This is a genomic window from Caballeronia sp. DA-9 (assembly GCF_051615025.1).
GTDB classification, from domain to species: domain Bacteria; phylum Pseudomonadota; class Gammaproteobacteria; order Burkholderiales; family Burkholderiaceae; genus Caballeronia; species Caballeronia sordidicola.
Genome location: NZ_CP195133.1, coordinates 846,121 through 866,948 on the forward strand (window position 1 = coordinate 846,121; position 20,828 = coordinate 866,948).

Consider the following 20,828-nt stretch of genomic DNA (forward strand, 5'->3'; position numbering starts at 1 on the left):
CTTTTTTCCTCAAGGAGCAGGACATGGCAAAAAACACGGTTGCGGAATTTCTGGCGAAGACACTGGCCGCGGCGGGTGTCGAACGAATCTGGGGTGTGACGGGCGACAGCCTGAACGGGCTTGCCTACAGCCTCGATCAGGTCGGCTCGATCAAATGGATGCACACGCGGCACGAGGAGGTCGCGGCGTTCGCGGCAGGCGCCGACGCGGCGTCGACGGGCAAGCTCGCGGTGTGCGCCGGCAGTTGCGGCCCGGGCAATTTGCATCTGATCAACGGGTTGTACGACTGTCACAGGAATCAGCAGCCGGTATTGGCGATCGCCGCGCATATTCCGTCGTCGGAGATCGGGCTTGGGTATTTCCAGGAGACGCATCCGACCGCGCTTTTCAAGGAATGCAGCCATTACGTAGAGCTCGTGTCCAGCGCCGCGCAGTTTCCCCGTGTGCTCGCACGTGCAATGCGCACGGCAATCGAAGAACGCGGCGTGGCGGTGATCGTGCTGCCGGGCGACGTTGCGCTGAGCGAAGCGCCTGCCGAGACGCCCTCGTGGTCGGCTACGGGACCCTCGACCATCCTGCCGTCGGATATCGATATTGAACGGCTCGCGTCCATGCTGAACGAGTCGGAAGCCGTCACGCTCATGTGCGGCAGCGGCACGGCCGGCGCGCACGACGAAGTCGTCGCGCTCGCGGACGCGCTCGGCGCGCCGGTCGTGCACGCCATGCGCGGCAAGCAGTTCATTGAGTGGGACAATCCGTACGACGTCGGCATGACGGGGCTGATCGGCTTCAGCTCGGGCTATCACGCCATGATGTCGTGCGACACGCTGCTTTTGCTCGGCTGCGATTTCCCGTACCGCCCGTTCTATCCGACCGATGCCAAAATTATCCAAATCGACTGGCGCGGCTCGAGACTCGGCGCGCGAGCACCTTTGTCGCTCGGACTCGTCGGCACGGTGAAGGAAACGGTCGCCGCTGTGTTGCCGAAGATCGCGCGCAAGCCGGACCGCAGTTTCATCGATACCGCGCGCAAGCACTACGCATCGGCGAGAAAGGGACTCGACGAACTCGCGACGCCCTCGGGTCCGGGCCGCCCGATCCATCCGCAATACCTGACGACGCTGATCAACGAAGCCGCCGACGAAAACGCCATTTTCACCGCCGATGTCGGCACGCCGACCGTCTGGGCCGCGCGCTACCTGACAATGAACGGCAAGCGTCAGCTTCACGGCTCGTTCAACCACGGTTCCATGGCGAACGCCATGCCGCAGGCGCTTGGCGCGCAGGCAGGGCACCCCGGGCGGCAGGTGATTTCGTTATCGGGCGACGGCGGTTTGTCGATGCTGCTTGGCGACCTTTTAAGCGCCCGCCAACTTGGCCTGCCCATCAAGGTGGTGGTTTATAACAACAGTCTGCTTGGCTTCGTTTCAATGGAGCTGAAGGCCGCCGGTTACCTCGATACCAACGTTGATCTGGCCAAGACCGACTTCGCGGCAATCGCTCAGGGCGCGGGCATTTTCAGCGTCCGCGTGGAGGAGTCGGAAGACATCGCAGAGGCGCTGCAAAAGGCTTTCGCGCATCCGGGGCCGGCGCTCGTGGACGTGGTGACATCGAAACACGAGCTTGCCATGCCGCCAAAAGTGGAGCTGGCGCAGGCGAAAGGCTTCAGTCTCTACATGCTGCGGGCGATTCTGAACGGTCGCGGCGACGAAATCGTGGAACTCGCGAAGACGAATTTCCGATAGGAATATTCTGATTTCGTTGAAATTCTCGTTATTTCGAACAACAATGCGATGCTGCAATCGATTCACAACTCCAGGGAGATTTTCAATGAAGAAGTTTTCGCAAATTGCATTGGTTGGTGCACTCGCATTCGCGTTTGCAGGCGCGGCAATGGCTCAGGGCGCGGGCGGTGGCGGCGGTTCGAAGACCGACGTCAGCAAGCCGCCGGTGAGCCCGAAAGAACCCAAGCCGCATCTGCCGCACAGGCACAAAAAAGCGGCATCGGATGCGGGTGGCACGACGTTGCACCAGCAGGACAAGGCGTCGCATTTGAAGGGCGCATCGGCGGCCGCGGCTGCATCGGCGATGGGTACGAACGACAAGGGCGCACCGCAATAAGCGGCCCTGGAGTGGATGTGGAAAAGCGGCACGCGTGAGCGTGCCGCTTTTTTATTGACCGGAGCCTAACTGCCTAAAGCGTTTTTCCGATCTCGGACACTCACTCTTCGCTTGCCGCCGCGGGTTTTGAACGCCGGCTGCGCGGCGCTGTCTTGCGCGGCGTTTTCTTCGATGCGGCTTTTTTTGCAGCGGCGGGGACTTTGTCCGGCTGTGCGTCGCTGTCACTGTTCACGGTTTCAGCGATGGTGGCAACGTCAGCCAGCTCTGCCTGTGATGTCTTCGCCGCGACTTTCTTCGCTGCAACCTGACGTCCGCGCCGCGCTGCTCCCCGTTTCGGTTGTGGCTCCTCGTTCATCTCGCTCAGCAACGCAAGCGCTTCTTCCTCGCGCTGCCTGATTGCGGGTATCGGTGCGATTGCGGGCTCTTCGACCGTCACCGGCGCCCGTTCGAAGAACGGCTGTTCGTGAGACGCTTGAGACGTTTCGGGCTGGGCATCGGGTGCATCGGCAAACAGGGGTTCACGAGCTTGCTGCGGCCGGGCGTTGCGTCCATTTCTCCGGTTGCGCTCTCTGCCGGATTTTTGGCGCGGTTCCGCGTCGGAAGCTTCATCAAACGGCGAACCCGGATACTGCTGTGGCTCGCTTTCGCGATTCCACTCGCTGCCGAATCCGATTTGCGAGCCGGTTTGAATGTCGGCGGCTTCAGATTGGGCCTCAACGAAGAGCGGCTCGGAAACTTGGGCTCGCGTGTTGCGGCCTCTGCGGCGATTGCGCTCGCTACCCGATTTGGCCGCTTGACGGTTTTCCGTCGCCACGGCCGGCGCTTCGACTTCACGCACCGTTTCCACAGCAGCGCTCGTCTGCGTCCTGAACACGAACGCGCCCGATTTTTCATCGCGGCCAACTTCCAGCAAACCGCGCGACTGCGCTTCCTCGAGCAGGTTGCCGAACGCGCGGAAGCCGTAGTACGACTCGTTGAAATCGGGCTTGCGCCGCTTGATCGCGCTCTTCAGCACCGACGCCCAGATCTTCCCGCTCTCGCCGCGCTCGGAGGCGAGGTCATCGAATGTTTCCACGGCGATCGCGATGGCCTTCGCCTTGCGCGCTTCGATTTCCTGCTTCGGTTGGCGATCGTCGTCGGCGCTGCGCTTGTTCGACGAAGATGCCGATGCCGCCGCCGCATGCGCATCGCGCGCGTCGCGTGCTTCACGGGCCTCGCGCGCTTCGCGCTTGGCGATGGCGCGTTGCTGCTCGCGCACGAGGTCATCGTAGAAGATGAATTCATCGCAATTTGCGACGAGCAGATCGGAGGTCGAATTTTTCACGCCCACGCCGATCACTTTCTTCGCGTTCTCGCGCAACTTCGACACCAGCGGCGAAAAATCCGAGTCCCCGCTGATGATGACGAACGTATCGACGTGCGATTTCGTATAACAAAGGTCGAGCGCGTCGACCACGAGGCGGATATCCGCCGAATTCTTGCCCGACTGACGCACGTGTGGAATTTCGATCAGTTCGAAACTCGCTTCGTGCATGGCGGCTTTGAAACCCTTGTAGCGATCCCAGTCGCAATAAGCCTTTTTCACCACGATGCTGCCCTTGAGCAGCAGGCGTTCGAGCACCGGCATGATGTCGAACTTGTCGTACTTCGCGTCGCGCACGCCGAGGGCGACGTTTTCGAAGTCGCAAAACAACGCCATGCTGACGCTTTCGGGGAATGAGGCCATAGAAACTCCAGCAGAATGCCGGGTATGCACGGCAGTATTGAGAGCGCACATGATATCTGTTTGTGCGGTGCAGTTTGCGGTGTGGGGAATAATCAGCGGGCGGGGACGGGGAGACGGATCAGGAAGGCGGACGCGCATGGTCTGCGTCACTTCATTACTGCGCGAAGGTTTTCCGCGCGCTGGAAACAATCAGCCTCGTCCGTAGCCGATGTCTTCCAGCAGCATGGCGTAAGCGCGTTGTTCGTCGCCGCCGCATTCGGCGATCAGGCTGTGCCAGTTGCGTCGCGCGAAGTGGCGGCGCACGAAAGCGAACACAATGAACCGGATTGCCCACGCCACGATGGCCAGTCCTAGGTAAACCGCAACGGGCATGAAGTACCAGCCGCCGAGTGTAAAGACGGCAAGGGCGAGATTAGCCAGCACCATGAGTGCGTTTGCGGTCGCCATCTGTACATAGAGTCGTCGCGCTGGATGTGCCATATGCCTTTCCCAAGACCATGGAAGGCTTTACGGCAGTGCCCGGTAAAACTTGAGCGCGCCTTGATCCGCTTCTTTCAAATCGATGATAAACACGCCGATTCGCGTTCGCATGAATAGGAACACGACTCATAGCCAGGACAGGCTTTTTGCGTAAGGACTTTGAGCTTTTGCGTGGTGCCCGGGGCCGGAATCGAACCGGCACGCCTTGCGGCGGGGGATTTTGAGTCCCCTGCGTCTACCAATTTCACCACCCGGGCAAACAGCATTTGAACTTGACCGGTAGACACGGAATAAATCCGACGCCAACCGGCAAGTCAGCGATTATGCCTAAATTCGTTTCCGGCGGCAAGCCTCTGAATGCTTGCTGCGGATCACGATGTTCACTGGCTCAAATACGTGAACTGCCCGTTCCTGATGACGCCCATCACGCTCGCCCGTTGATCCAGACCGACGTGGTCCGTGACGCTGGTACTGACCACGCCGTTCGGCACGACCAGTTCATGCGCGTGTTCCAGTTCCGAGCGCAACGCAACCCGAAACGCTGGCGTTCCAGGCTGCCCGGCCTTCAACGCGCGTCCGACGGCGTCCTGCAAGCGCGGATAAACACCGGCTGCGTCACCGGCAAACTGGGTTACCGTGCCCTTGCCGTACTTCGCCTCGTAAGCGTCCACGAACCAGAGCGCCGCTTTCTTCGACGGATGATCCGCGGGCAGCGTCCGCGCGACCACGACCGGTTGTGTCGGGAACAGCGTGCCTTCCACGTCCTTGCCGCCGAGCTTGATGAACTCCGGCGTCGCAATGCCGTGCGTCTGGTAAATCGCGCCTTTATAGCCGCGCTCGACCAGCGTGCGCTGCGGCAGCACGGTCGGCGTACCAGCGCCTGCGATCAGCACCGCGTCCGGTTTCGCCGCCATGAGCTTGAGAATCTGGCCGGTCACGCTGGCATCGGTTCGATTGAATCGCTCGCTCGCGACCACCTTGATATGCCGCAACTCCGCGAACTTCGAAAACTCGTTGAGCCAGCTATCGCCGTAACTATCGGCGAAACCGATGAAGCCAACCGTCTTCACATTCCGGTTGACCATGGTGCGGGTCATGACGTCGGCCATTGCACGATCGGTCTGCGCCATCTTGAACGCCCACACTTTCTTGCCTTCCTGCGGTTCGACAACGGACGCCGAGCCGATCAGCGTAATCATCGGCGTCTGGTATTCGGCGACCGGATCAAGCGCCGCGAGCGCCGCCGGCGTGATGTTCGGTCCGACGATGACATCGACCTTGTCTTCCGTGATCAGCTTGCGGATGTTGCGCACGGCGGCGCCCGGATCGGAACCGTCGTCCAGGATGATGTAATCGGCCTGCTGTCCCGCGATGGTCTTCGGCCACATCAGCATGGCGTTCTTGCTTGTGATGCCAATGGCCGCCGCCGGCCCCGTGCTCGACAAGTCGATGCCAACCTTCAACTGCGCGGTGGCCGCCGCGCTAAAAACCGCGAGCGCGCCGAACACGAGCGCCGGCGGCATGAACTTCGACAACTTCATTGGAGAGTCTCCGCGAAGAGATATGGTTTAAGTGTGGTTTAGGAAAGTCGGATCAAAGCTCGTAGCTTTCGTGCTCACCGGAAAGCGCCTGTTCGATCAGTTTGCGGTTCATCGAAGGTGAGAGCAGTTCCACGAGCGTGTATACATAACTGCGCAAATACGCGCCTTGTTTCAGCGCGAGCCGCGTGACGTTCGTGCCGAACAGATGGCCAACGGGCATGGCGCGCAGATGTTTATCGCGTTCGGGATTGAAAGCGATATCCGCGAGAATCCCTACGCCCAGGCCAAGTTCCACGTAGGTTTTGATCACGTCGGCGTCGATGGCCTCGAGCACGATGTCCGGGCTCAGGTTGCGCAGCGCGAACGCCTGATTGATCTTCGAGCGCCCGGCGAACGCGTTGTCGTAAGTAATGATCGGGTATTGCGCGAGGTCGTCGAGCGTGAGCAGCTTGCGCTCGAGCAGTGGATGATCCGGCAGCGTGACGGCGACGTGATGCCACTGGAAGCAGGGCAGCGAAACCAGTTCTTTATAGTTGGCGATCGCCTCGGTCGCAATCGCAATATCCGCCTGATCGTGGATGACCATCTCGGCAACTTGCGTCGGGCTTCCTTGCAGAATTGAAAGGTGCACCTTGGGAAAACGCTTTTTGAATTCCGCGATGGCGGTCGGCAGGGAATACCGCGCCTGCGTATGCGTGGCGGCAATCACGAGATTGCCCTGATCCTGCGCCGCGTAATCCTTACCGACCCGTTTCAGGCTTTCTACTTCCTGCAAGATTTTTTCCACAGATGCCAGGATAATCCGACCCGGCTCCGTCAGCGAACGTACCCGTTTGCCATGACGCGTGAAGATCTCGACACCGAGTTCATCCTCAAGCTCGATGATCGCCTTCGATACCCCCGGCTGCGACGTGAACAGCGCTTTAGCGGCTTCGGTGAGGTTGTAATTCTGCCGGACGGCTTCGCGCACGAAGCGGAACTGGTGCAGATTCATATATAACCCATCCGCATATCAAAGTAATTTATCAGTCGTTTGCAATATATAGGAAGTTTATTACCATCGAGACAATTTTTCCAATATCGATATCTGTATTTGTCATAAGCAAATGAGGGCAATGCCCGAACGGCATTGCGGCTTGCGACTCTACTAATTTCGAGATGCGGCGTGGCTAGGACGCCGTATTGACGGAACTACTAAAAACTGGGGCCCCCGAATGTATCAATACGATCAGATCGACCAGAAAATCGTCGACGAACGCGTCGCTCAATACAGCGACCAGGTGCGCCGCCGATTATCCGGCGAGTTGAGCGAAGAGGAATTCCGTCCGCTGCGCCTGCAGAACGGGCTCTACATGCAGCGCCACGCGTACATGCACCGCATCGCGATTCCATACGGCAATCTGCGCAGCGACCAGATGCGCATGCTTGGCACTATCGCGCGTGAACACGATCGTCATTACGGCCACTTTTCGACGCGGACGAACATTCAGTTCAACTGGATCAAGCTCGAAGAAACGCCCGAAATCTTGCGCAAATTGGCGTCGGTGCAAATGCACGGCATTCAGACCTCGGGCAATTGCATCCGCAATATCACGGCGGATCAGTTCGCCGGTGTCGCGCCCGATGAAATCGTCGATCCGCGTCCGTGGGCCGAAATCCTGCGTCAATGGTCGACGTTCCACCCGGAATTCGCGTGGCTGCCGCGCAAGTTCAAGATTGCGGTGAACGGTTCCGTGGAAGACCGCGCGGCCGTGCAAGTGCACGATCTTGGCGTGTATCTGAAGAAGAACGCAGCCGGCGAAGTGGTCGCGAGCATTCTCGCGGGCGGTGGCCTCGGACGCACGCCGATTGTCGGCGCGGTGATCAAGGAAGATTTGCCGTGGCAGCATTTGCTGACGTATTGCGAAGCCGTACTGCGCGTGTACAACCGCTACGGACGTCGCGACAATATGTATAAGGCGCGGATCAAGATTCTCGTGAAGGCGCTGAGCCCCGCGAAATTCGCGCAGCAAGTGGAAGAGGAATGGGTGCATCTGAAAGATGGTCCTTCCACGCTCACGCAGGAAGAAGTGACGCGCGTGTCGCAATTCTTTGCGCCGCCTGCTTATGAAAAGCTGCCGGATACGGACGCGTCGTATGAAAAGCATCTCATCGAAAGCAAGCCGTTCGCGCGCTGGATCGAGCGCAACGTGCGGCCGCACAAGGTGCCGGGCTATGCGTCGGTGACCTTGTCGCTGAAGCCCACGGGCATTGCGCCGGGCGATGCAACGGACGTGCAGATGGACGCGGTCGCCGATCTCGCCGATGAATTCTCGTTCGGTGAAATCCGCGTCTCGCACGAGCAGAACCTGATCCTTGCAAACGTGAAGAAGCGCGACTTGTTCACGGTGTGGGAACGCGCGAAGGCGCTGGGTTTTGCGACATCGAATATTGGTTTGCTCACCGACATCATTGCATGCCCGGGCGGCGATTTCTGCTCGCTTGCCAACGCGAAGTCCATTCCGATTGCACAAGCCATTCAGGAACGTTTCAGCGATCTCGACTATGTGTATGACCTGGGCGACCTGACGCTGAACATCTCGGGTTGTATCAACGCGTGCGGCCATCATCACATTGGCAACATCGGTGTTCTTGGCGTCGATAAGGACGGCTCGGAGTGGTATCAGGTGACGCTTGGCGGCGAGCAAAGCTCGGGCGCAACAGGCGCGCATCTCGGCCGCGTGATTGGCCCGTCGTTCTCGGCGGAAGAAATGCCTGACGTGGTGTCGCAAGTGATCGATACGTTCGTTGAGAACCGTATTGAAGGCGAGCGGTTCATCGAGACGTATGGCCGTATCGGCATTGCGCCGTTCAAGGAACGGGTGTACGCGTCGCGCCAGCCGGCGCATGCCTGAAACGTTAAGTTGAGTCGCTAAGGAATATTGCACATGGCTTTGATTATCAAGAATCGCGAAGTGGTCGAAGACGACTGGCATGTGGTGCGTGCCGGTGAAGACGGCGCGCTGCCGGCGGTCGATGCACTCTTGCCCGGCAAGGTGATCGTGCCGTTCACGTGGTGGAAAGAGCACAAGGCGTCGCTCAGCTCGGCGCACAAGAAGGAACCTATCGGCATCTGGCTTGCTCCTGACGACGAACCTGCCGAACTGGTTGAAGACTTCGACAAGATCGCGCTGATCGCCGTCGATTTCCCCAAGTTCAGCGATGGCCGCGGCTTCAGCATCGGCCGTTTGCTGCGCGAGCGTTATCAGTGGACGGGCGAGTTGCGGGCAATCGGCGACGTATTGCGCGACCAGTTGCGCTTTCACGCGCGTTGCGGTTTCGACGCCTTCGCCGTTCGCGCCGACAAGGACATCCACGATGCCCTGAATGCATTCGGTGAACTGAGCATTCCGTATCAAGGCGCGGTCGACGACCCCAACCCGCTGTTCCGCCGCCGTGAAAAAGCAGCGGAGGCGGCTGCATGAATGCCGAACTGCAAGCCAAAGTCGAACGCCTTGACTCGTTGCTCGATTCCATTGCGCAACGTCATGCGAACGTCAAACTAGCCAGCAGCCTCGCCGCCGAAGACATGTTGCTCACGCACGCGATCCTTTCGCGCGGCGTGAAGATCGGCATCTTTTCGCTCAACACCGGCCGTCTGCATGCTGAAACGCTGGGCATGATCGATCGCGTAAAAGAGCGATATGGTTACGATATCGAGCAGTTTCATCCGCTGCCCGAAGCGGTCGAGGAATACGTTCGCGATCACGGCCTGAACGCGTTCTACGAAAGCGTCGATCTGCGCAAAAGCTGTTGCGGAATCCGCAAGGTCGAACCGCTGAATCGCGCATTGAGCAACGTAAGCGCGTGGGTCACGGGACAGCGTCGCGAGCAGTCGGTAACGCGTGTGGAACTGCATGAGGAAGAGCACGACGCGCCGCGCGGAATCGCGAAATTCAATCCGCTCGCGGACTGGACCGAGGCGCAAGTCTGGGACTATCTGAAAGCCTTCGATGTCCCGGTCAACCCGCTGCACGCGCGCGGTTATCCGAGCATTGGCTGCGAGCCGTGCACGCGTGCGGTCCGTCCGGGCGAAGACAGCCGGGCGGGGCGCTGGTGGTGGGAATCGCGGGACACGAAGGAATGCGGCTTGCACATCACGAACATCCGGGTTGTGGAAGACCGCAGCGCAGCGCCGAGTTCGGCGCTCTAAACGTATTGATATTGACGCATGGCGCCGCCACGTGGTGCCATGCAAAGCAACCAAGGAACGACGCATATGAGCAGCACGCTCGATTCAACCGTCCCCGCGCCCATCGCGAATCGCGAAACGCGGATGGATCATCTCGACTGGCTCGAAGCAGAGTCGATTCATATCCTGCGTGAACTCGTCGCCGAATGCAGCAAGCCCGCCTTGCTGTTTTCAGGCGGCAAGGATTCGGTCGTCGTGCTGCATCTCGCGTTGAAGGCATTTGGTCTGGGATCGGGCCGCAAGACGGTGCTGCCGTTCCCGCTGGTTCACATCGACACCGGCCATAACTTCGATGAAGTGATCGACTTCCGCGATCGCCGCGCCGCTGAAATTGATGCGGAACTCGTGGTGGGTCACGTCGAGGATTCGATCAGGAAAGGCACTGTGCGCCTGCGTCGCGAAACGGATTCGCGTAACGCCGCGCAAGCGGTGACGTTGCTCGAGACCATCGAGGAACATGGGTATACGGCATTGATCGGCGGCGCGCGTCGCGACGAAGAAAAGGCTCGCGCGAAAGAGCGCATCTTTTCTTTCCGCGATGAATTCGGCCAGTGGGATCCGAAAGCGCAGCGCCCGGAATTGTGGAGTATCTATAACGCGCGCCTGCATAACGGCGAACATCTGCGCGTGTTCCCGATTTCGAACTGGACCGAACTGGATATCTGGCAATACATTGCCCGTGAGAAGCTTGAATTACCGTCGATTTATTACGCGCACAACCGCGAGATCATTCGACGCAACGGCTTGCTCGTGCCGCTGACGCCGCTTACGCCGCTGCAGGAAGGCGAAGTGTCGGAAACAGCGCTGGTGCGTTTCCGGACGGTTGGCGACATCAGTTGCACGTGCCCGGTTGCGAGCGACGCCGACGATGTCGAGAAGATCATTGCGGAAACGGCCGTGACGGAAATCACGGAGCGCGGCGCCACGCGCATGGACGATCAGGCGTCCGAAGCCGCGATGGAAACCCGCAAGAAACAAGGCTATTTCTAAGCATCGCGCGGCACACAAGGAACAGGGAAACACCATGAGTATTCATCAACCCGAAGACCTCGGCGTATTGCGATTCATCACGGCAGGCAGCGTGGACGACGGCAAGAGCACGCTGATCGGCCGCCTGCTGTTCGACAGCAAGGCGGTGTTGTCGGATCAGTTGTCGGCGTTGTCGCGCGCGAAAAACAAGCGCACCGTCGGCGATGAAATCGATTTGTCGCTGCTGACCGATGGTCTTGAAGCGGAGCGCGAGCAAGGCATTACCATCGACGTGGCGTATCGTTATTTTGCAACCGCGAAGCGCAAGTTCATCATTGCCGATACCCCCGGGCACGAGCAGTACACGCGCAACATGGTGACGGGTGCATCGACGGCGCACGCGGCGATCATTCTGGTGGACGCCACGCGCGTCACGTTCAAGGACGGCGTTGCGCAGTTGCTGCCGCAAACGGTGCGTCATAGCGCCATCGTCAAGTTGCTTGGATTGCAGCATGTGATCGTTGCGATCAACAAGATGGACCTGGTCGAATTCAGCGAGTCGCGTTTCAATGAAATCCGCGACGCTTACGTGAGCCTCGCGCAACGTCTTGGTATCGGCGACGTGCGCTTTGTGCCGGTATCGGCGCTCAAGGGCGACAACATTGTGACGGCCAGCGAGCGCATGCCCTGGTACGCGGGCGAACCGCTGCTCGATCTGCTCGAAGCGCTGCCGGTTGCGCAGCCCGTCGATCAGGCGCTGCGTTTTCCGGTGCAATGGGTCGCGCGCCAGGACGGCAGCAAGGCCGACGATTTCCGCGGTTATATGGGGCGCGTCGAATCGGGCGAAGTGAAGCTTGGCGACACGATCACCGTGCTGCCCGCCAATCGCGACGCAACCGTGGCCGAAATCATCGCGCCGGTACCGGGCGGGGTCGGGCAGGTGGATCGCGCGTTCGCGGGTCAGACGGTGACGATCCGTCTCGCGGAAGATGTCGACGTGTCGCGCGGCGATACATTTGTGCCGCGCAATGGCACGGGCGCCAGGATCGAGCCGGCGAAGAAGCTGGATGCAGACCTCTGCTGGTTCGACGAAGAGCCGCTTTCGCCGCAGCGCAAGTATCTGCTCAAGCAGACCACGAACACGGTGTTCGCGCGCATCGGCGCGATCAAGGAAGTGCTCGACGTGCATACATTGCTGCACTCCGTGGACCGCCGTGACCTGAACATGAACGACATTGGCCGCGTGGCGCTGACGCTGCAAAAGCCGATTGTCTGCGATGCCTACGATACGCATCAGGGCACGGGCGCGTTTGTTCTTATCGACGAAGCGACGCATCACACGGTTGCGGCCGGGATGATTCGCTCGTTCTCAGCCTGAGCGATGACTATGGGAAAGGTGTATTTGATCGGCGCGGGGCCGGGTGCTGCGGACCTGATCACCGTTCGCGGCGCGCGCTTGTTGAGCGAGGCGCAGGTGGTTCTGCACGACGCGCTGATCGAGCCGGCCATGCTGGATTACGCGCCTGACGCACGCAAGATTGCGGTCGGCAAGCGCTGCGGGCAACGGTCGACGGCGCAGCATTTCATCAACAAGCAGATCGTCGATGCCGCGCTCGAACATGACGTCGTCGTGCGGTTGAAGGGCGGCGACCCCATGCTTTTCGGTCGCGCCGACGAAGAAATGCGCGCGCTGGAAGCGGCTGGTATCGAGTATGAGATCGTGCCCGGAATCACGGCGGCGCTGGCAAGCGCGGCGACGCTCAAGCGCTCGCTGACGTTGCGCGGGGTATCGCGGAGTGTGGCTCTGGCAACGTACAGCCGCGCGCCGAGCAGCGACGAGATCCGCGAACAGGCAAGCGCCGATTCACTCGTATTCTATATGGGCCGCGACAGCGCGCCGGACATTGCGCAGCAACTCATCGATTCAGGGCGGCCGGGGTCGACGCCGGTTGCTATCGTCGAGGCTTGCAGTACGGAGCGCGAGCGCTCGCTGACGTTGACCCTGGGCGAAATGGCGCGTGGCGACGCACAGGCTTGGCTCGATGCGTCGCAGCCAAGTTTGCTGATGATCGGCGAGGCCTTTGCGGAGCGGACGTTGGCAGCGGCCGGGCAGGTGAAAGCGGTGCTGCAAGTAGCGGCTTGATGGCTTGCTTGCTGGTTGAACAAGAGCCCCTGCATATCAACGGCAGGGGCTTTTTTATTTCAGGTTTTTTCTACTTCGCGCAGCCCGATGCTCTGCGGCTTGCGAAACGCCGAGGCGATCTTGTCGCACTCGGTCTTGGGAACATCGAACGCTTCGAAACAGGTTCGCCACTCGCGCACAACGCCCGAGAGATGCTGGATGATTTCAGCAGCCACATGTTTCAGCAGGCCAAACCGCCCCGCAGCCGAGAGCGCGTTATCGAGCGTTGCAAGTCTGCCTTTGGCGGGACCAACGCCAAGCACCAGGAAACGTTCGGAGCCGACTTGAGGCTTCGGCACGACATCGTACAGGTCGCTCAGTCGCCATCCCTTCTTGGCCCCGTCCCACACGAACGCATGATTGCGAAGATGATCGTCGTCGTTTGTCACGAGGATGTTGAACACCATGCGCTTGAACAACTCGGTCTTGTCGGCCGCGACAAAGCCGGTCGCGCCATGATCGCTGAGCGTATCGGCCAGGTCCGTATAGCTTGCGGACGCTGTATCGCTTTCGTGCATCTTGAGCATCGTTAGCGCGCTGACCACATGCCGTTTTCCAAAGCTCCCCTCGGGCAACAGCATGCGATCGAACCGCTCGATCAGCATGACGTCGCGTCCATCGGGCAGGTGGATGGACCGGGTCTCTGGAACCCGCATGCCGCACTGGCGGGCGAGTTCCAGCGTCGCGCGTTCCACCAGAGGCACGTTGAAACCATCCCGGGCGACGGGAAATTTCGCGACCCACTGGCGGTTGTCGTCCAGCAGAACCGCTTTGGGCCTTGCCCCGCCAAAAGTCGCCCCGACGCTGAAAAGCAGTTGCAATTTCTTTGGAACCGGCTTGCCGTCCTGGATCATCGCGGCTGCGTCGAGCAGATAGGTGAGCGATTTTGCATCGGGCAGCTTGCCGGGCTCCGCGGGCGCATTCGGGGCATCTCTGAAATCCAGCGCGCCAGTCCGGTGTGGACCAGCATGAGCAAGGTATTCGGTTTCCGGCAAGCCGTCAGGGGCTGCGCGCAACATATTTTCGATCACGCGCCTGCCCCATGAATCCGGCGCCGCATCCCGAATCGCGCCAAACAGCGCCAGTCCTGCCGGCGGTTGAAAGACCGTTTCCCTGGATTTTTTCGCTTCGTGCAGAGGCATGCTGACGGGGTCTACGGCTACAGCATTTTCGCGTTGCAGATATTTGTTGCCATAGACGAACGTCGATGCAATCGGCTTGATGCCTTCTTCAAGGAGTTCAAGCTTTCCAGCCGGAACGGCATCGGCCGCGCCCTCGAGTGCAATGAAGACGTACTTGCTCCAGGTCGACGTACTAGAAATCATAGTCGTCTGTCTTCGATGCGCTCTTGCGTGGGCGCACGCGGGACTCTATCTGACGGCGTGCTTCGCCTATTCGATCGTTTTGTGGATTTGCGAGCGGTTCGAGTGTTCCGAGAAGGCCTGCCCGGTCGAATGCCTGGAGCCACGACGCGAAGCTCACTGAAACGTCGCCACTTTCGATACGTACCAGTGTGCTTGGGCTGATGTTGGCACGTTCGGAAAAATCCTGCCTCGTCATGTTGCGCGCGATACGCGCGGCTGCGACTGCGCGTCCGAACAACGTTGCGCGTTGGTCCAGTTCCGGCGAAATGAATTCCTTGTTGTTCCGTTTCATTTTGTCTTATCTGACATATAAATCCGCTTAGTTATTCAGTATAGACAAAAAATAGAAAAATATAAAATTTTAGGGTAAAAAAATAGTCATATCTGACCAATTAACTACCTTAAGTGGTCAGATATGACTATTTTTGGAATCTGATGCGTTGCCGGGGTTAGCTAACTTGCTCCAGGCAATATCGCGCAATGGCATCGAGCACAGTGTCGTCTTCACCGACCGCCGTCGCGCACTTGATCTCTATCGATGGAAACATTGCGCGGCACCGGTCCAGTAATTCCGGGAGGTCGCGCCGGATATGGCCGCCCTGGCCGAAAAAAACGGGTACGACCGTAATGGCATCGCAGCCGTCCGATCCGAGCTTTTCAATTGCCGTGGGCAAATCCGGCGTCATCAATTCAAGGAACGCAAGCGCCACCGGATCGCTGCGCTGAGCGCGCAGCTTCGCCGCCAGTCGCTCGAAGGGCTCGGCCCAGCGCGGATCGCGTGCGCCATGGCCGAACAGAATCATGCCGTGCTTGCTCATTGCGTGCTCCGCAGAGGCAACAACCTAATGCCGGTCGACCCAGCGCAAACCGATCAACCCGACGATCAAATAGACCAGCGCGGGCGCCGCGGCCGTTACGGGCGCGGGCCACGTATTCAACGTACCGATGTGAGAAAACAGCGTGTTGATCAACTGAAAGCTCATCCCGATCATGATCCCGCCGAAAACCTTCACGCCCACGACGCCAGCGCGCGTATGCAGGTACGCGAACGGCAGCGACAGCACCAGCATCACCAGCACCGCGAGCGGATAAAGAATCTTGCGCCAGAACGCGATCTGATAACGCTGCGAGTCCTGATGATTCTCCGTCAAATGCTGAATGTAGCGAAACAGGTTGAACATCGACATGCGGTCGGGCGACACCAGCAGCACCGACAAAATCTGCGGCGTCAACTCGGAGCGCAACGAATATTCCGGCAGCGTGGTCTGCTGCGCCCGATACACAGGGTTGAGCGCGTCGCCGGGATTCACCTTTTGCGGCGGTGCATCGACGAGTTGCGTGTCCGTCACGCCCGTGAGCTTCCAGTGACCGGGCGGCTGATACACGCCGCTTTTCGCAATGCGCACATTGGTCAGGTGCAGCAACGAATCGAACTCGTAGATGCGCACATCGGCAATGGTCGTGTCCGGATTCAGCGTGCCAACGTTCACGAATCGCGTAACCGGCTCGCCATCGGCGCGCGCAGTCAGCGTGTCCTTCACCCAGACGCCGGATTCGAAGTTCATCGATACCGACGACCCCAGCGCCTCCAGCCGGACCCTCTCCGAGAGCTGATCGGAGTAGGGACCCACGACTTCGCCGATAACGTAGGTGAGCAGGACCATTGGAATGCCGATCTTCAGCAGCGACCGCAGCGCCTTGCCAGTCGACAATCCCGATACGCGGAAAATGGTGAACTCGGAGGCCGCGGCCATTTGCGCGAACACATAAATTGCGCTGATCAGCGCGGCGACCGGGATGATTTCATAGAATCGCGACGGCGTCTGAAGCGCCACGCGCAGCACGGCCAGACCGAACTTGTAGTTGCCATGCCCGACGGTGTTCAGTTCATTGATCAGATCGAAAAAGAAGAACAGGCCGGAGAATGCAAACAGGATGAAAATAAACGCGAGATAGATCTGACGCGCGAAGTACCGTTCGTAAATGCGCATGCGTCAGGCCCCTTTCGAACGCATCAGGTTCGACCACCGGAACAGCGGCCGATTGCGAATGCGCATCCAGAAAATGAACGCCACCAGCAGCGAAACAAGTATGTGCAGTCCGACCAGCCCGACGCCGAACGAAACCCGACCCTGTTCAATCCACGACTGCACCACGTTCAGCAGGTTCGAATAGGTCAAATAAATCAGCACGGCCATGACGAGGTTGATGGTGCGGCTGCGTCGCGGATTCTGGTACGAGAGCGGGATGGCAAGCAGCATGAGGTTGATCGCGATGAGCGGCAGTCCGGCGCGCCACGCGATTTCGGCGAGATTCGTGCGGCTTGGGTTGGCCAGCAGCTCGTTCGTGTACATGCCCGTAGTCGATGGCGTATTCACGAACTGCTGGCTCTGGATCTTCACGCCGTAGCGCTCGAATTCCATGATCCGGAAGTTCGGCTGTCCGGGAACGCCGTCGTATCGGCGGCCATTTTCGAGCACGACGAAACGGTCGCCGTTCGCGTGCGTTTCGGTATGGCCGTTCTTCGACACCACCACGTTCACCTTGCCGCCTTCCGTGCTCGTCACGAACACGTTTTGCACGTGGCCCTGATCCGGCGACATCTTCTCGATGAAAAACACGCGGTGGCTCGTAGGCGATTCGCGGAACTGGCCAGGCGCGAGGAGCGACACTTCATCGCGTTGTTGAAAGCGCGCCTTGATGAGCTTGCTCTGCTGGTTCGACCACGGCCAGCCGACGAACGCGAAGAAAATGATCAGGATGATGATCGGCGTGGAAAATTGGGCGACCGGTTTGATCAGCGCGGTCTGGCTCACGCCCGAGGCGAGCCATACGACCATTTCCGAGTCGCGATACCAGCGCGTCAGCACGAAGAGAATGGACACGAACAGCGTGACGATCAGCATCACGGCGAGATAGCCGATCACCGTGAGCCCGATCAGCACGACAACGTCGCGTGGATCGACCTGGCCTGACGCCGCGAAGCCGACGATGCGGATCATCATGGTCGTCAGCATGATGGTCAGCAGCACCATGAATACGGCGCCGGCGGTGTACGCGAGTTCACGCTGAAGGGAGCGTTGGAAGATCATTGATTGATAGCTTGAAGCCGGCGGCGACGGATGGTTGGACGATGTGCGGGCCCATCTTGGCGGTCGCATCTGGCCGCCATGCGATGACAAACGTGCAAACTGGACGAAGTCATGAGGGCAGACATTCGATCCAGGCATCGCTACCTGTGACCGCCTCGGAAAAAATAGCGGATAATTGCGGCTTTCAGCCTTCAGCCAAGATTTTATCCGAGGATAAGCGCGATGGACTTTAGCATAAAAGCCTGTGATTGGAGCAAAGGCTCGGCAAATGGTTTCCTTAATGGAAAAGCCGATGTAGTAGTGCTCGGCGTGTTCGAAGCGCAGACGTTGACGGGCGCTGCCCGCGAGATCGATTTGGCGACCAAGGGTCTGCTCACACGCACGGTGAAAGCCGGCGACATGAGCGGCAAGGCAGGTTCCACGCTGATGCTGACCGAAGTGACGGGCCTGGGGGCATCGCGCATCTTGCTGGTTGGTCTCGGCAAGCAGGACGGTTTCAACCAGAAGGCTTACACGGAAGCCGCACGCGCGGCGTGGCGCGCGCTGCTCGCCACGAAGATCGCGAATGTCGCGTTCACGCTGGCCCAGTTGCCCGTGCCGGAGCGCACCGGCGACTGGGGCGTGCGCTGCGCCATCCTCGTGCTGCGCGAGCAGACCTACAAGTTCACGCAAATGAAGAGCAAGCCGGAAAACGGCAATCGTGCGTTGAAAAAGGTCGTGTTCAGCATCGACGCAACCGACGAAAAAGCCGCAAAGCTCGCGGTCAAGCATGCCACGGCGCTTGCCAACGGAATGGACCTGACGCGCGATCTCGGCAATTTGCCGCCGAACGTCTGCACGCCGACCTACCTCGGCCAGACCGCGAAAAAACTCGGTAAGGACTTCAAGCTCAAGGTCGAAGTGCTCGGCCAGAAGCAGATCGAGGCGCTGGGCATGGGCTCGTTCCTCTCGGTGGCGAAGGGTTCTGTCGAACCGCCGGCGTTTATCGTGATGCATCATCAGGGCGCGGGCGCCAAGGCGGCGCCGGTGGTGCTCGTGGGCAAGGGCATTACATTCGATACCGGCGGCATTTCCATCAAGCCGGGCGACAGCATGGACGAGATGAAGTACGACATGCTCGGCGCCGGTTCCGTGTTCGGCACCATGCGCGCCATCGCGGAAATGGGATTGAAGCTCAACGTGATCGGTGTGGTTCCGACCTGCGAAAACATGCCCGCCGGCAACGCCGTGAAGCCGGGCGACATTGTCACGTCCATGTCCGGCACGACTATTGAAGTGCTGAACACCGACGCCGAAGGCCGCCTGATCCTGTGCGACGCGTTGACCTACGTGGAGCGCTTCAAACCGTCCGCCGTGATCGATATCGCCACGCTGACCGGCGCGTGCGTGGTCGCGCTCGGCCACCACAACACGGGCCTGTTCTCGAAGGACGACGCGCTGGCGGGCGAGTTGCTGGATGCATCGAAGGAAGCAGTCGACCCGACCTGGCGCATGCCGCTCGACGAGGAATACCAAGATCTGCTGAAGTCGAATTTCGCCGATGTCGCGAACATTGGCGGACGGCCGGGCGGCGCAATCACCGCGGCGTGTTTCCTGTCGCGTTTCACGCAGAACTATCCGTGGGCGCACCTCGATATTGCGGGTACGGCCTGGAAAAGCGGCGCAGCGAAAGGCGCAACGGGCCGTCCGGTGCCGTTGCTCACGCAATTCCTCGTGGATCGCGCGGGACAATGAGCTTGGTTGCACCGAGCACTAACCCGGAGGCGCGGGCATGACGCGTATCGACTTTCATTCGAATGTGGGTGACTCGATCGCGTACGCCTGCCGCCTTGCGCGCAAGGCGTATATGAGCGGCCAGCCATTGGTCGTGCTGGCCGAATCCGAGCGGCTCAAGCGTTTCGACGAACAGTTGTGGACGTTCAAGGCGCTCGAGTTCGTGCCGCATTGCATGGCGGACAGCGCGCTGGCGGCAGACACGCCGGTGTTGCTGGCGGCGTCGCTGGACGCGGTGCTGGAAAACCAGCAGCATCAGATCCTGCTGAACCTTGGCGCTGCCGTGCCGCCGCAATTCGCGCGCTTCGAGCGCCTGCTGGAAGTCGTCGGCAATGACGAACACGAACTCGTGGCCGGGCGCGAGCGCTACCGGTTCTATCGTGACCGGGGTTATGTGCTCAACAACTACAAACAGGGCGCGGGAGCGTGAAACCTCCGGGATGGCGCGCGGCCGGGTACAGGGTATGATCCCCAAAAACGCCGGCCGTAAGCGTCAACTCATGCCTGCCATCAAGACGGAGTCCACTCGTGCCCATCACCACCGCGCCCGATACGGCTGAATCACCCGATAATTTCGATTCCTCCATCCCCGTTCTCACCGATGTAATCGTACCGGGACGTCCCGAGCGCGCCCGCGTGGCGCCGCGCGCACCCGAGCCGGTGTTGTCGCAGGTGGCTTTGTCCGACGAAGTCACGCGCGGCACGGATCGCGACGCCGATCAGATCGCGGAAAGGCTGCGCGGGCGCTTTACGCATTTCCTCACCGGCGATGGCCGCGCGTTGATTGAAGAGCGATGCCGGGAATCGTTGCAGGAACATTCCACGTGGCTCGTCAGCCAGATCACGCGCGAAGTCGCGCTGGCGCTTGAAACCGAGTTGACCGAGTGGGTGCGCGAAGCGGTTGCAGACGAACTCGAACGGCGCGGCCGCGCCTGATTAATTCGATTTCATCGAGAGAATCCAGTCCGCCAATGCGTGCGCCTGATCGGGCGTGACCTGCGTATTGGCAGGCATTGGCACCACGCCCCAGTCGCCCACACCGCCTTCCGCAATCTTGCGCGCCAATATGGCGCGGGCGCCGGAAACGTCCGCGTATCGGGCGGCTATGTGCCTGAATGACGGCCCCATGAAATCGCGGGAAATTGAATGGCAGCTCATGCAGTTGCTGCCCTGAGCAAGCACGAGACGCGGATCGGCCGTTTGGGTGGCGGCGTCTGACGGCTGCTGCGCGTGGGTGTTTGCTGCGCCGCAAACGAGCATCCACGCAATTATCCATCTGCCGAATCGAATGCCGAACGCCATGTGGTCTCCGCTGTTTTATCTGGGCCGCCACGCCACAGTATAAAAGA

The 20,828-nt window shown here is 59.9% G+C and carries 21 protein-coding genes and 1 tRNA gene; 11 read left to right on the top strand and 11 right to left on the bottom strand.

Annotated elements, in window-relative coordinates:
* Positions 1-23: 23 nt before the first annotated feature.
* Together poxB and ACRWA7_RS20015 are read left to right on the top strand one after the other, a co-directional pair.
* Entirely contained in the window at positions 24-1,745 is a 1,722-nt protein-coding gene (gene poxB / locus ACRWA7_RS20010) for a ubiquinone-dependent pyruvate dehydrogenase (protein ID WP_438395669.1), read from the top strand.
* An 85-nt stretch (positions 1,746-1,830) separates the two neighbouring features.
* On the top strand, positions 1,831-2,121 hold the full coding sequence (locus ACRWA7_RS20015; protein ID WP_060856828.1) for a hypothetical protein: 291 nt from the start codon (positions 1,831-1,833) through the stop codon (positions 2,119-2,121).
* Positions 2,122-2,221: 100 nt separating this feature from the next.
* Here ACRWA7_RS20015 and ACRWA7_RS20020 read toward each other — a convergent pair whose 3' ends face one another.
* From ACRWA7_RS20020 to ACRWA7_RS20040, 5 genes are all read right to left on the bottom strand, one after another.
* A complete protein-coding gene (locus tag ACRWA7_RS20020; protein ID WP_438395672.1) occupies positions 2,222-3,847 on the bottom strand; it encodes an NYN domain-containing protein in 1,626 nt (541 codons plus the stop codon).
* A gap of 189 nt (positions 3,848-4,036) precedes the next feature.
* A complete protein-coding gene (locus ACRWA7_RS20025; protein ID WP_438395673.1) occupies positions 4,037-4,294 on the bottom strand; it encodes a hypothetical protein in 258 nt (85 codons plus the stop codon).
* Positions 4,295-4,499: 205 nt separating this feature from the next.
* Positions 4,500-4,584, bottom strand: a tRNA-Leu gene (locus ACRWA7_RS20030).
* A 123-nt stretch (positions 4,585-4,707) separates the two neighbouring features.
* Positions 4,708-5,850 (bottom strand): ABC transporter substrate-binding protein, encoded by a 1,143-nt coding sequence (locus ACRWA7_RS20035; RefSeq protein ID WP_438396706.1) that lies wholly within the window; start codon positions 5,848-5,850, stop codon positions 4,708-4,710.
* A gap of 70 nt (positions 5,851-5,920) precedes the next feature.
* Entirely contained in the window at positions 5,921-6,862 is a 942-nt protein-coding gene (locus tag ACRWA7_RS20040; protein ID WP_060856831.1) for a CysB family HTH-type transcriptional regulator, read from the bottom strand.
* A 220-nt stretch (positions 6,863-7,082) separates the two neighbouring features.
* Here ACRWA7_RS20040 and ACRWA7_RS20045 point away from each other — a divergent pair, with 220 nt between their 5' ends.
* The 6 genes from ACRWA7_RS20045 to cobA all read left to right on the top strand — a co-directional run bounded on the left by ACRWA7_RS20045 (position 7,083) and on the right by cobA (position 13,211).
* Positions 7,083-8,762, top strand: coding sequence for a nitrite/sulfite reductase (locus ACRWA7_RS20045; RefSeq protein ID WP_438395675.1), 1,680 nt, complete (start codon positions 7,083-7,085; stop codon positions 8,760-8,762).
* Positions 8,763-8,795: 33 nt separating this feature from the next.
* Positions 8,796-9,332, top strand: coding sequence for a DUF934 domain-containing protein (locus ACRWA7_RS20050; RefSeq protein ID WP_060856833.1), 537 nt, complete (start codon positions 8,796-8,798; stop codon positions 9,330-9,332).
* The gene (locus tag ACRWA7_RS20055) at positions 9,329-10,060 is read left to right on the top strand and encodes a phosphoadenylyl-sulfate reductase (protein ID WP_438395677.1); all 732 of its coding nucleotides are present in this window, start codon (positions 9,329-9,331) and stop codon (positions 10,058-10,060) included. The genes ACRWA7_RS20050 and ACRWA7_RS20055 overlap by 4 nt, the downstream gene beginning before the upstream one ends.
* Before the next feature lie 66 nt (positions 10,061-10,126).
* Positions 10,127-11,089 carry a sulfate adenylyltransferase subunit CysD gene (gene cysD, locus ACRWA7_RS20060; protein ID WP_438395678.1) on the top strand — a complete coding sequence of 321 codons (963 nt, stop codon included), beginning with the start codon at positions 10,127-10,129 and terminating at the stop codon, positions 11,087-11,089.
* Positions 11,090-11,123: 34 nt separating this feature from the next.
* The gene (locus tag ACRWA7_RS20065) at positions 11,124-12,446 is read left to right on the top strand and encodes a sulfate adenylyltransferase subunit 1 (RefSeq protein WP_060856835.1); all 1,323 of its coding nucleotides are present in this window, start codon (positions 11,124-11,126) and stop codon (positions 12,444-12,446) included.
* A gap of 9 nt (positions 12,447-12,455) precedes the next feature.
* Entirely contained in the window at positions 12,456-13,211 is a 756-nt protein-coding gene (gene cobA / locus ACRWA7_RS20070; protein WP_438396708.1) for a uroporphyrinogen-III C-methyltransferase, read from the top strand.
* Positions 13,212-13,270: 59 nt separating this feature from the next.
* On the opposite strand, the gene ACRWA7_RS20075 is transcribed toward cobA, so the two are convergent.
* The 5 genes from ACRWA7_RS20075 to lptF form a co-directional block, all read right to left on the bottom strand.
* Positions 13,271-14,575, bottom strand: a complete 1,305-nt coding sequence (locus tag ACRWA7_RS20075) for a type II toxin-antitoxin system HipA family toxin (RefSeq protein ID WP_438395680.1) — start codon at positions 14,573-14,575, stop codon at positions 13,271-13,273.
* A complete protein-coding gene (locus tag ACRWA7_RS20080) occupies positions 14,565-14,906 on the bottom strand; it encodes a helix-turn-helix domain-containing protein (RefSeq protein ID WP_060856838.1) in 342 nt (113 codons plus the stop codon). The genes ACRWA7_RS20075 and ACRWA7_RS20080 overlap by 11 nt, the downstream gene beginning before the upstream one ends.
* Positions 14,907-15,063: 157 nt before the next feature.
* Positions 15,064-15,432, bottom strand: coding sequence for a sirohydrochlorin chelatase (locus ACRWA7_RS20085; protein WP_438395682.1), 369 nt, complete (start codon positions 15,430-15,432; stop codon positions 15,064-15,066).
* Positions 15,433-15,456: 24 nt separating this feature from the next.
* Complete coding sequence (lptG, locus tag ACRWA7_RS20090; protein ID WP_060856840.1) at positions 15,457-16,605, bottom strand: LPS export ABC transporter permease LptG; 1,149 nt, start codon at positions 16,603-16,605, stop codon at positions 15,457-15,459.
* Positions 16,606-16,608: 3 nt separating this feature from the next.
* Positions 16,609-17,706, bottom strand: a complete 1,098-nt coding sequence (lptF, locus tag ACRWA7_RS20095) for an LPS export ABC transporter permease LptF (RefSeq protein ID WP_060856912.1) — start codon at positions 17,704-17,706, stop codon at positions 16,609-16,611.
* A 222-nt stretch (positions 17,707-17,928) separates the two neighbouring features.
* On the opposite strand from lptF, the gene ACRWA7_RS20100 reads away from it, so the two are divergent.
* From ACRWA7_RS20100 to ACRWA7_RS20110, 3 genes are all read left to right on the top strand, one after another.
* Positions 17,929-19,440, top strand: a complete 1,512-nt coding sequence (locus ACRWA7_RS20100; RefSeq protein WP_438395684.1) for a leucyl aminopeptidase — start codon at positions 17,929-17,931, stop codon at positions 19,438-19,440.
* A 37-nt stretch (positions 19,441-19,477) separates the two neighbouring features.
* Positions 19,478-19,909, top strand: a complete 432-nt coding sequence (locus ACRWA7_RS20105; protein WP_060856842.1) for a DNA polymerase III subunit chi — start codon at positions 19,478-19,480, stop codon at positions 19,907-19,909.
* A gap of 98 nt (positions 19,910-20,007) precedes the next feature.
* Entirely contained in the window at positions 20,008-20,415 is a 408-nt protein-coding gene (locus tag ACRWA7_RS20110; RefSeq protein WP_244164107.1) for a DUF2486 family protein, read from the top strand.
* Here ACRWA7_RS20110 and ACRWA7_RS20115 read toward each other — a convergent pair whose 3' ends face one another.
* Positions 20,416-20,781, bottom strand: a complete 366-nt coding sequence (locus ACRWA7_RS20115; RefSeq protein WP_438395686.1) for a c-type cytochrome — start codon at positions 20,779-20,781, stop codon at positions 20,416-20,418.
* Between the last annotated feature and the right edge of the window lie 47 nt (positions 20,782-20,828).

Excerpts from the sequence above, each read along its gene's own strand:
- ACRWA7_RS20080 (WP_060856838.1), bottom strand. The coding sequence starts at position 14,906 with ATGAAACGGAACAACAAGGAATTCATTTCGCCGGAACTGGACCAACGC.
- lptG (WP_060856840.1), bottom strand. The coding sequence starts at position 16,605 with ATGCGCATTTACGAACGGTACTTCGCGCGTCAGATCTATCTCGCGTTT.
- ACRWA7_RS20025 (WP_438395673.1), bottom strand. The coding sequence starts at position 4,294 with ATGGCGACCGCAAACGCACTCATGGTGCTGGCTAATCTCGCCCTTGCC.
- cobA (WP_438396708.1), top strand. The coding sequence starts at position 12,456 with ATGGGAAAGGTGTATTTGATCGGCGCGGGGCCGGGTGCTGCGGACCTG.
- ACRWA7_RS20075 (WP_438395680.1), bottom strand. The coding sequence starts at position 14,575 with ATGATTTCTAGTACGTCGACCTGGAGCAAGTACGTCTTCATTGCACTC.
- ACRWA7_RS20115 (WP_438395686.1), bottom strand. The coding sequence starts at position 20,781 with ATGGCGTTCGGCATTCGATTCGGCAGATGGATAATTGCGTGGATGCTC.
- ACRWA7_RS20105 (WP_060856842.1), top strand. The coding sequence starts at position 19,478 with ATGACGCGTATCGACTTTCATTCGAATGTGGGTGACTCGATCGCGTAC.
- ACRWA7_RS20020 (WP_438395672.1), bottom strand. The coding sequence starts at position 3,847 with ATGGCCTCATTCCCCGAAAGCGTCAGCATGGCGTTGTTTTGCGACTTC.
- ACRWA7_RS20050 (WP_060856833.1), top strand. The coding sequence starts at position 8,796 with ATGGCTTTGATTATCAAGAATCGCGAAGTGGTCGAAGACGACTGGCAT.
- cysD (WP_438395678.1), top strand. The coding sequence starts at position 10,127 with ATGAGCAGCACGCTCGATTCAACCGTCCCCGCGCCCATCGCGAATCGC.
- ACRWA7_RS20100 (WP_438395684.1), top strand. The coding sequence starts at position 17,929 with ATGGACTTTAGCATAAAAGCCTGTGATTGGAGCAAAGGCTCGGCAAAT.
- ACRWA7_RS20015 (WP_060856828.1), top strand. The coding sequence starts at position 1,831 with ATGAAGAAGTTTTCGCAAATTGCATTGGTTGGTGCACTCGCATTCGCG.
- poxB (WP_438395669.1), top strand. The coding sequence starts at position 24 with ATGGCAAAAAACACGGTTGCGGAATTTCTGGCGAAGACACTGGCCGCG.
- ACRWA7_RS20065 (WP_060856835.1), top strand. The coding sequence starts at position 11,124 with ATGAGTATTCATCAACCCGAAGACCTCGGCGTATTGCGATTCATCACG.
- ACRWA7_RS20040 (WP_060856831.1), bottom strand. The coding sequence starts at position 6,862 with ATGAATCTGCACCAGTTCCGCTTCGTGCGCGAAGCCGTCCGGCAGAAT.
- lptF (WP_060856912.1), bottom strand. The coding sequence starts at position 17,706 with ATGATCTTCCAACGCTCCCTTCAGCGTGAACTCGCGTACACCGCCGGC.
- ACRWA7_RS20055 (WP_438395677.1), top strand. The coding sequence starts at position 9,329 with ATGAATGCCGAACTGCAAGCCAAAGTCGAACGCCTTGACTCGTTGCTC.
- ACRWA7_RS20035 (WP_438396706.1), bottom strand. The coding sequence starts at position 5,850 with ATGCCGCCGGCGCTCGTGTTCGGCGCGCTCGCGGTTTTTAGCGCGGCG.
- ACRWA7_RS20085 (WP_438395682.1), bottom strand. The coding sequence starts at position 15,432 with ATGAGCAAGCACGGCATGATTCTGTTCGGCCATGGCGCACGCGATCCG.
- ACRWA7_RS20045 (WP_438395675.1), top strand. The coding sequence starts at position 7,083 with ATGTATCAATACGATCAGATCGACCAGAAAATCGTCGACGAACGCGTC.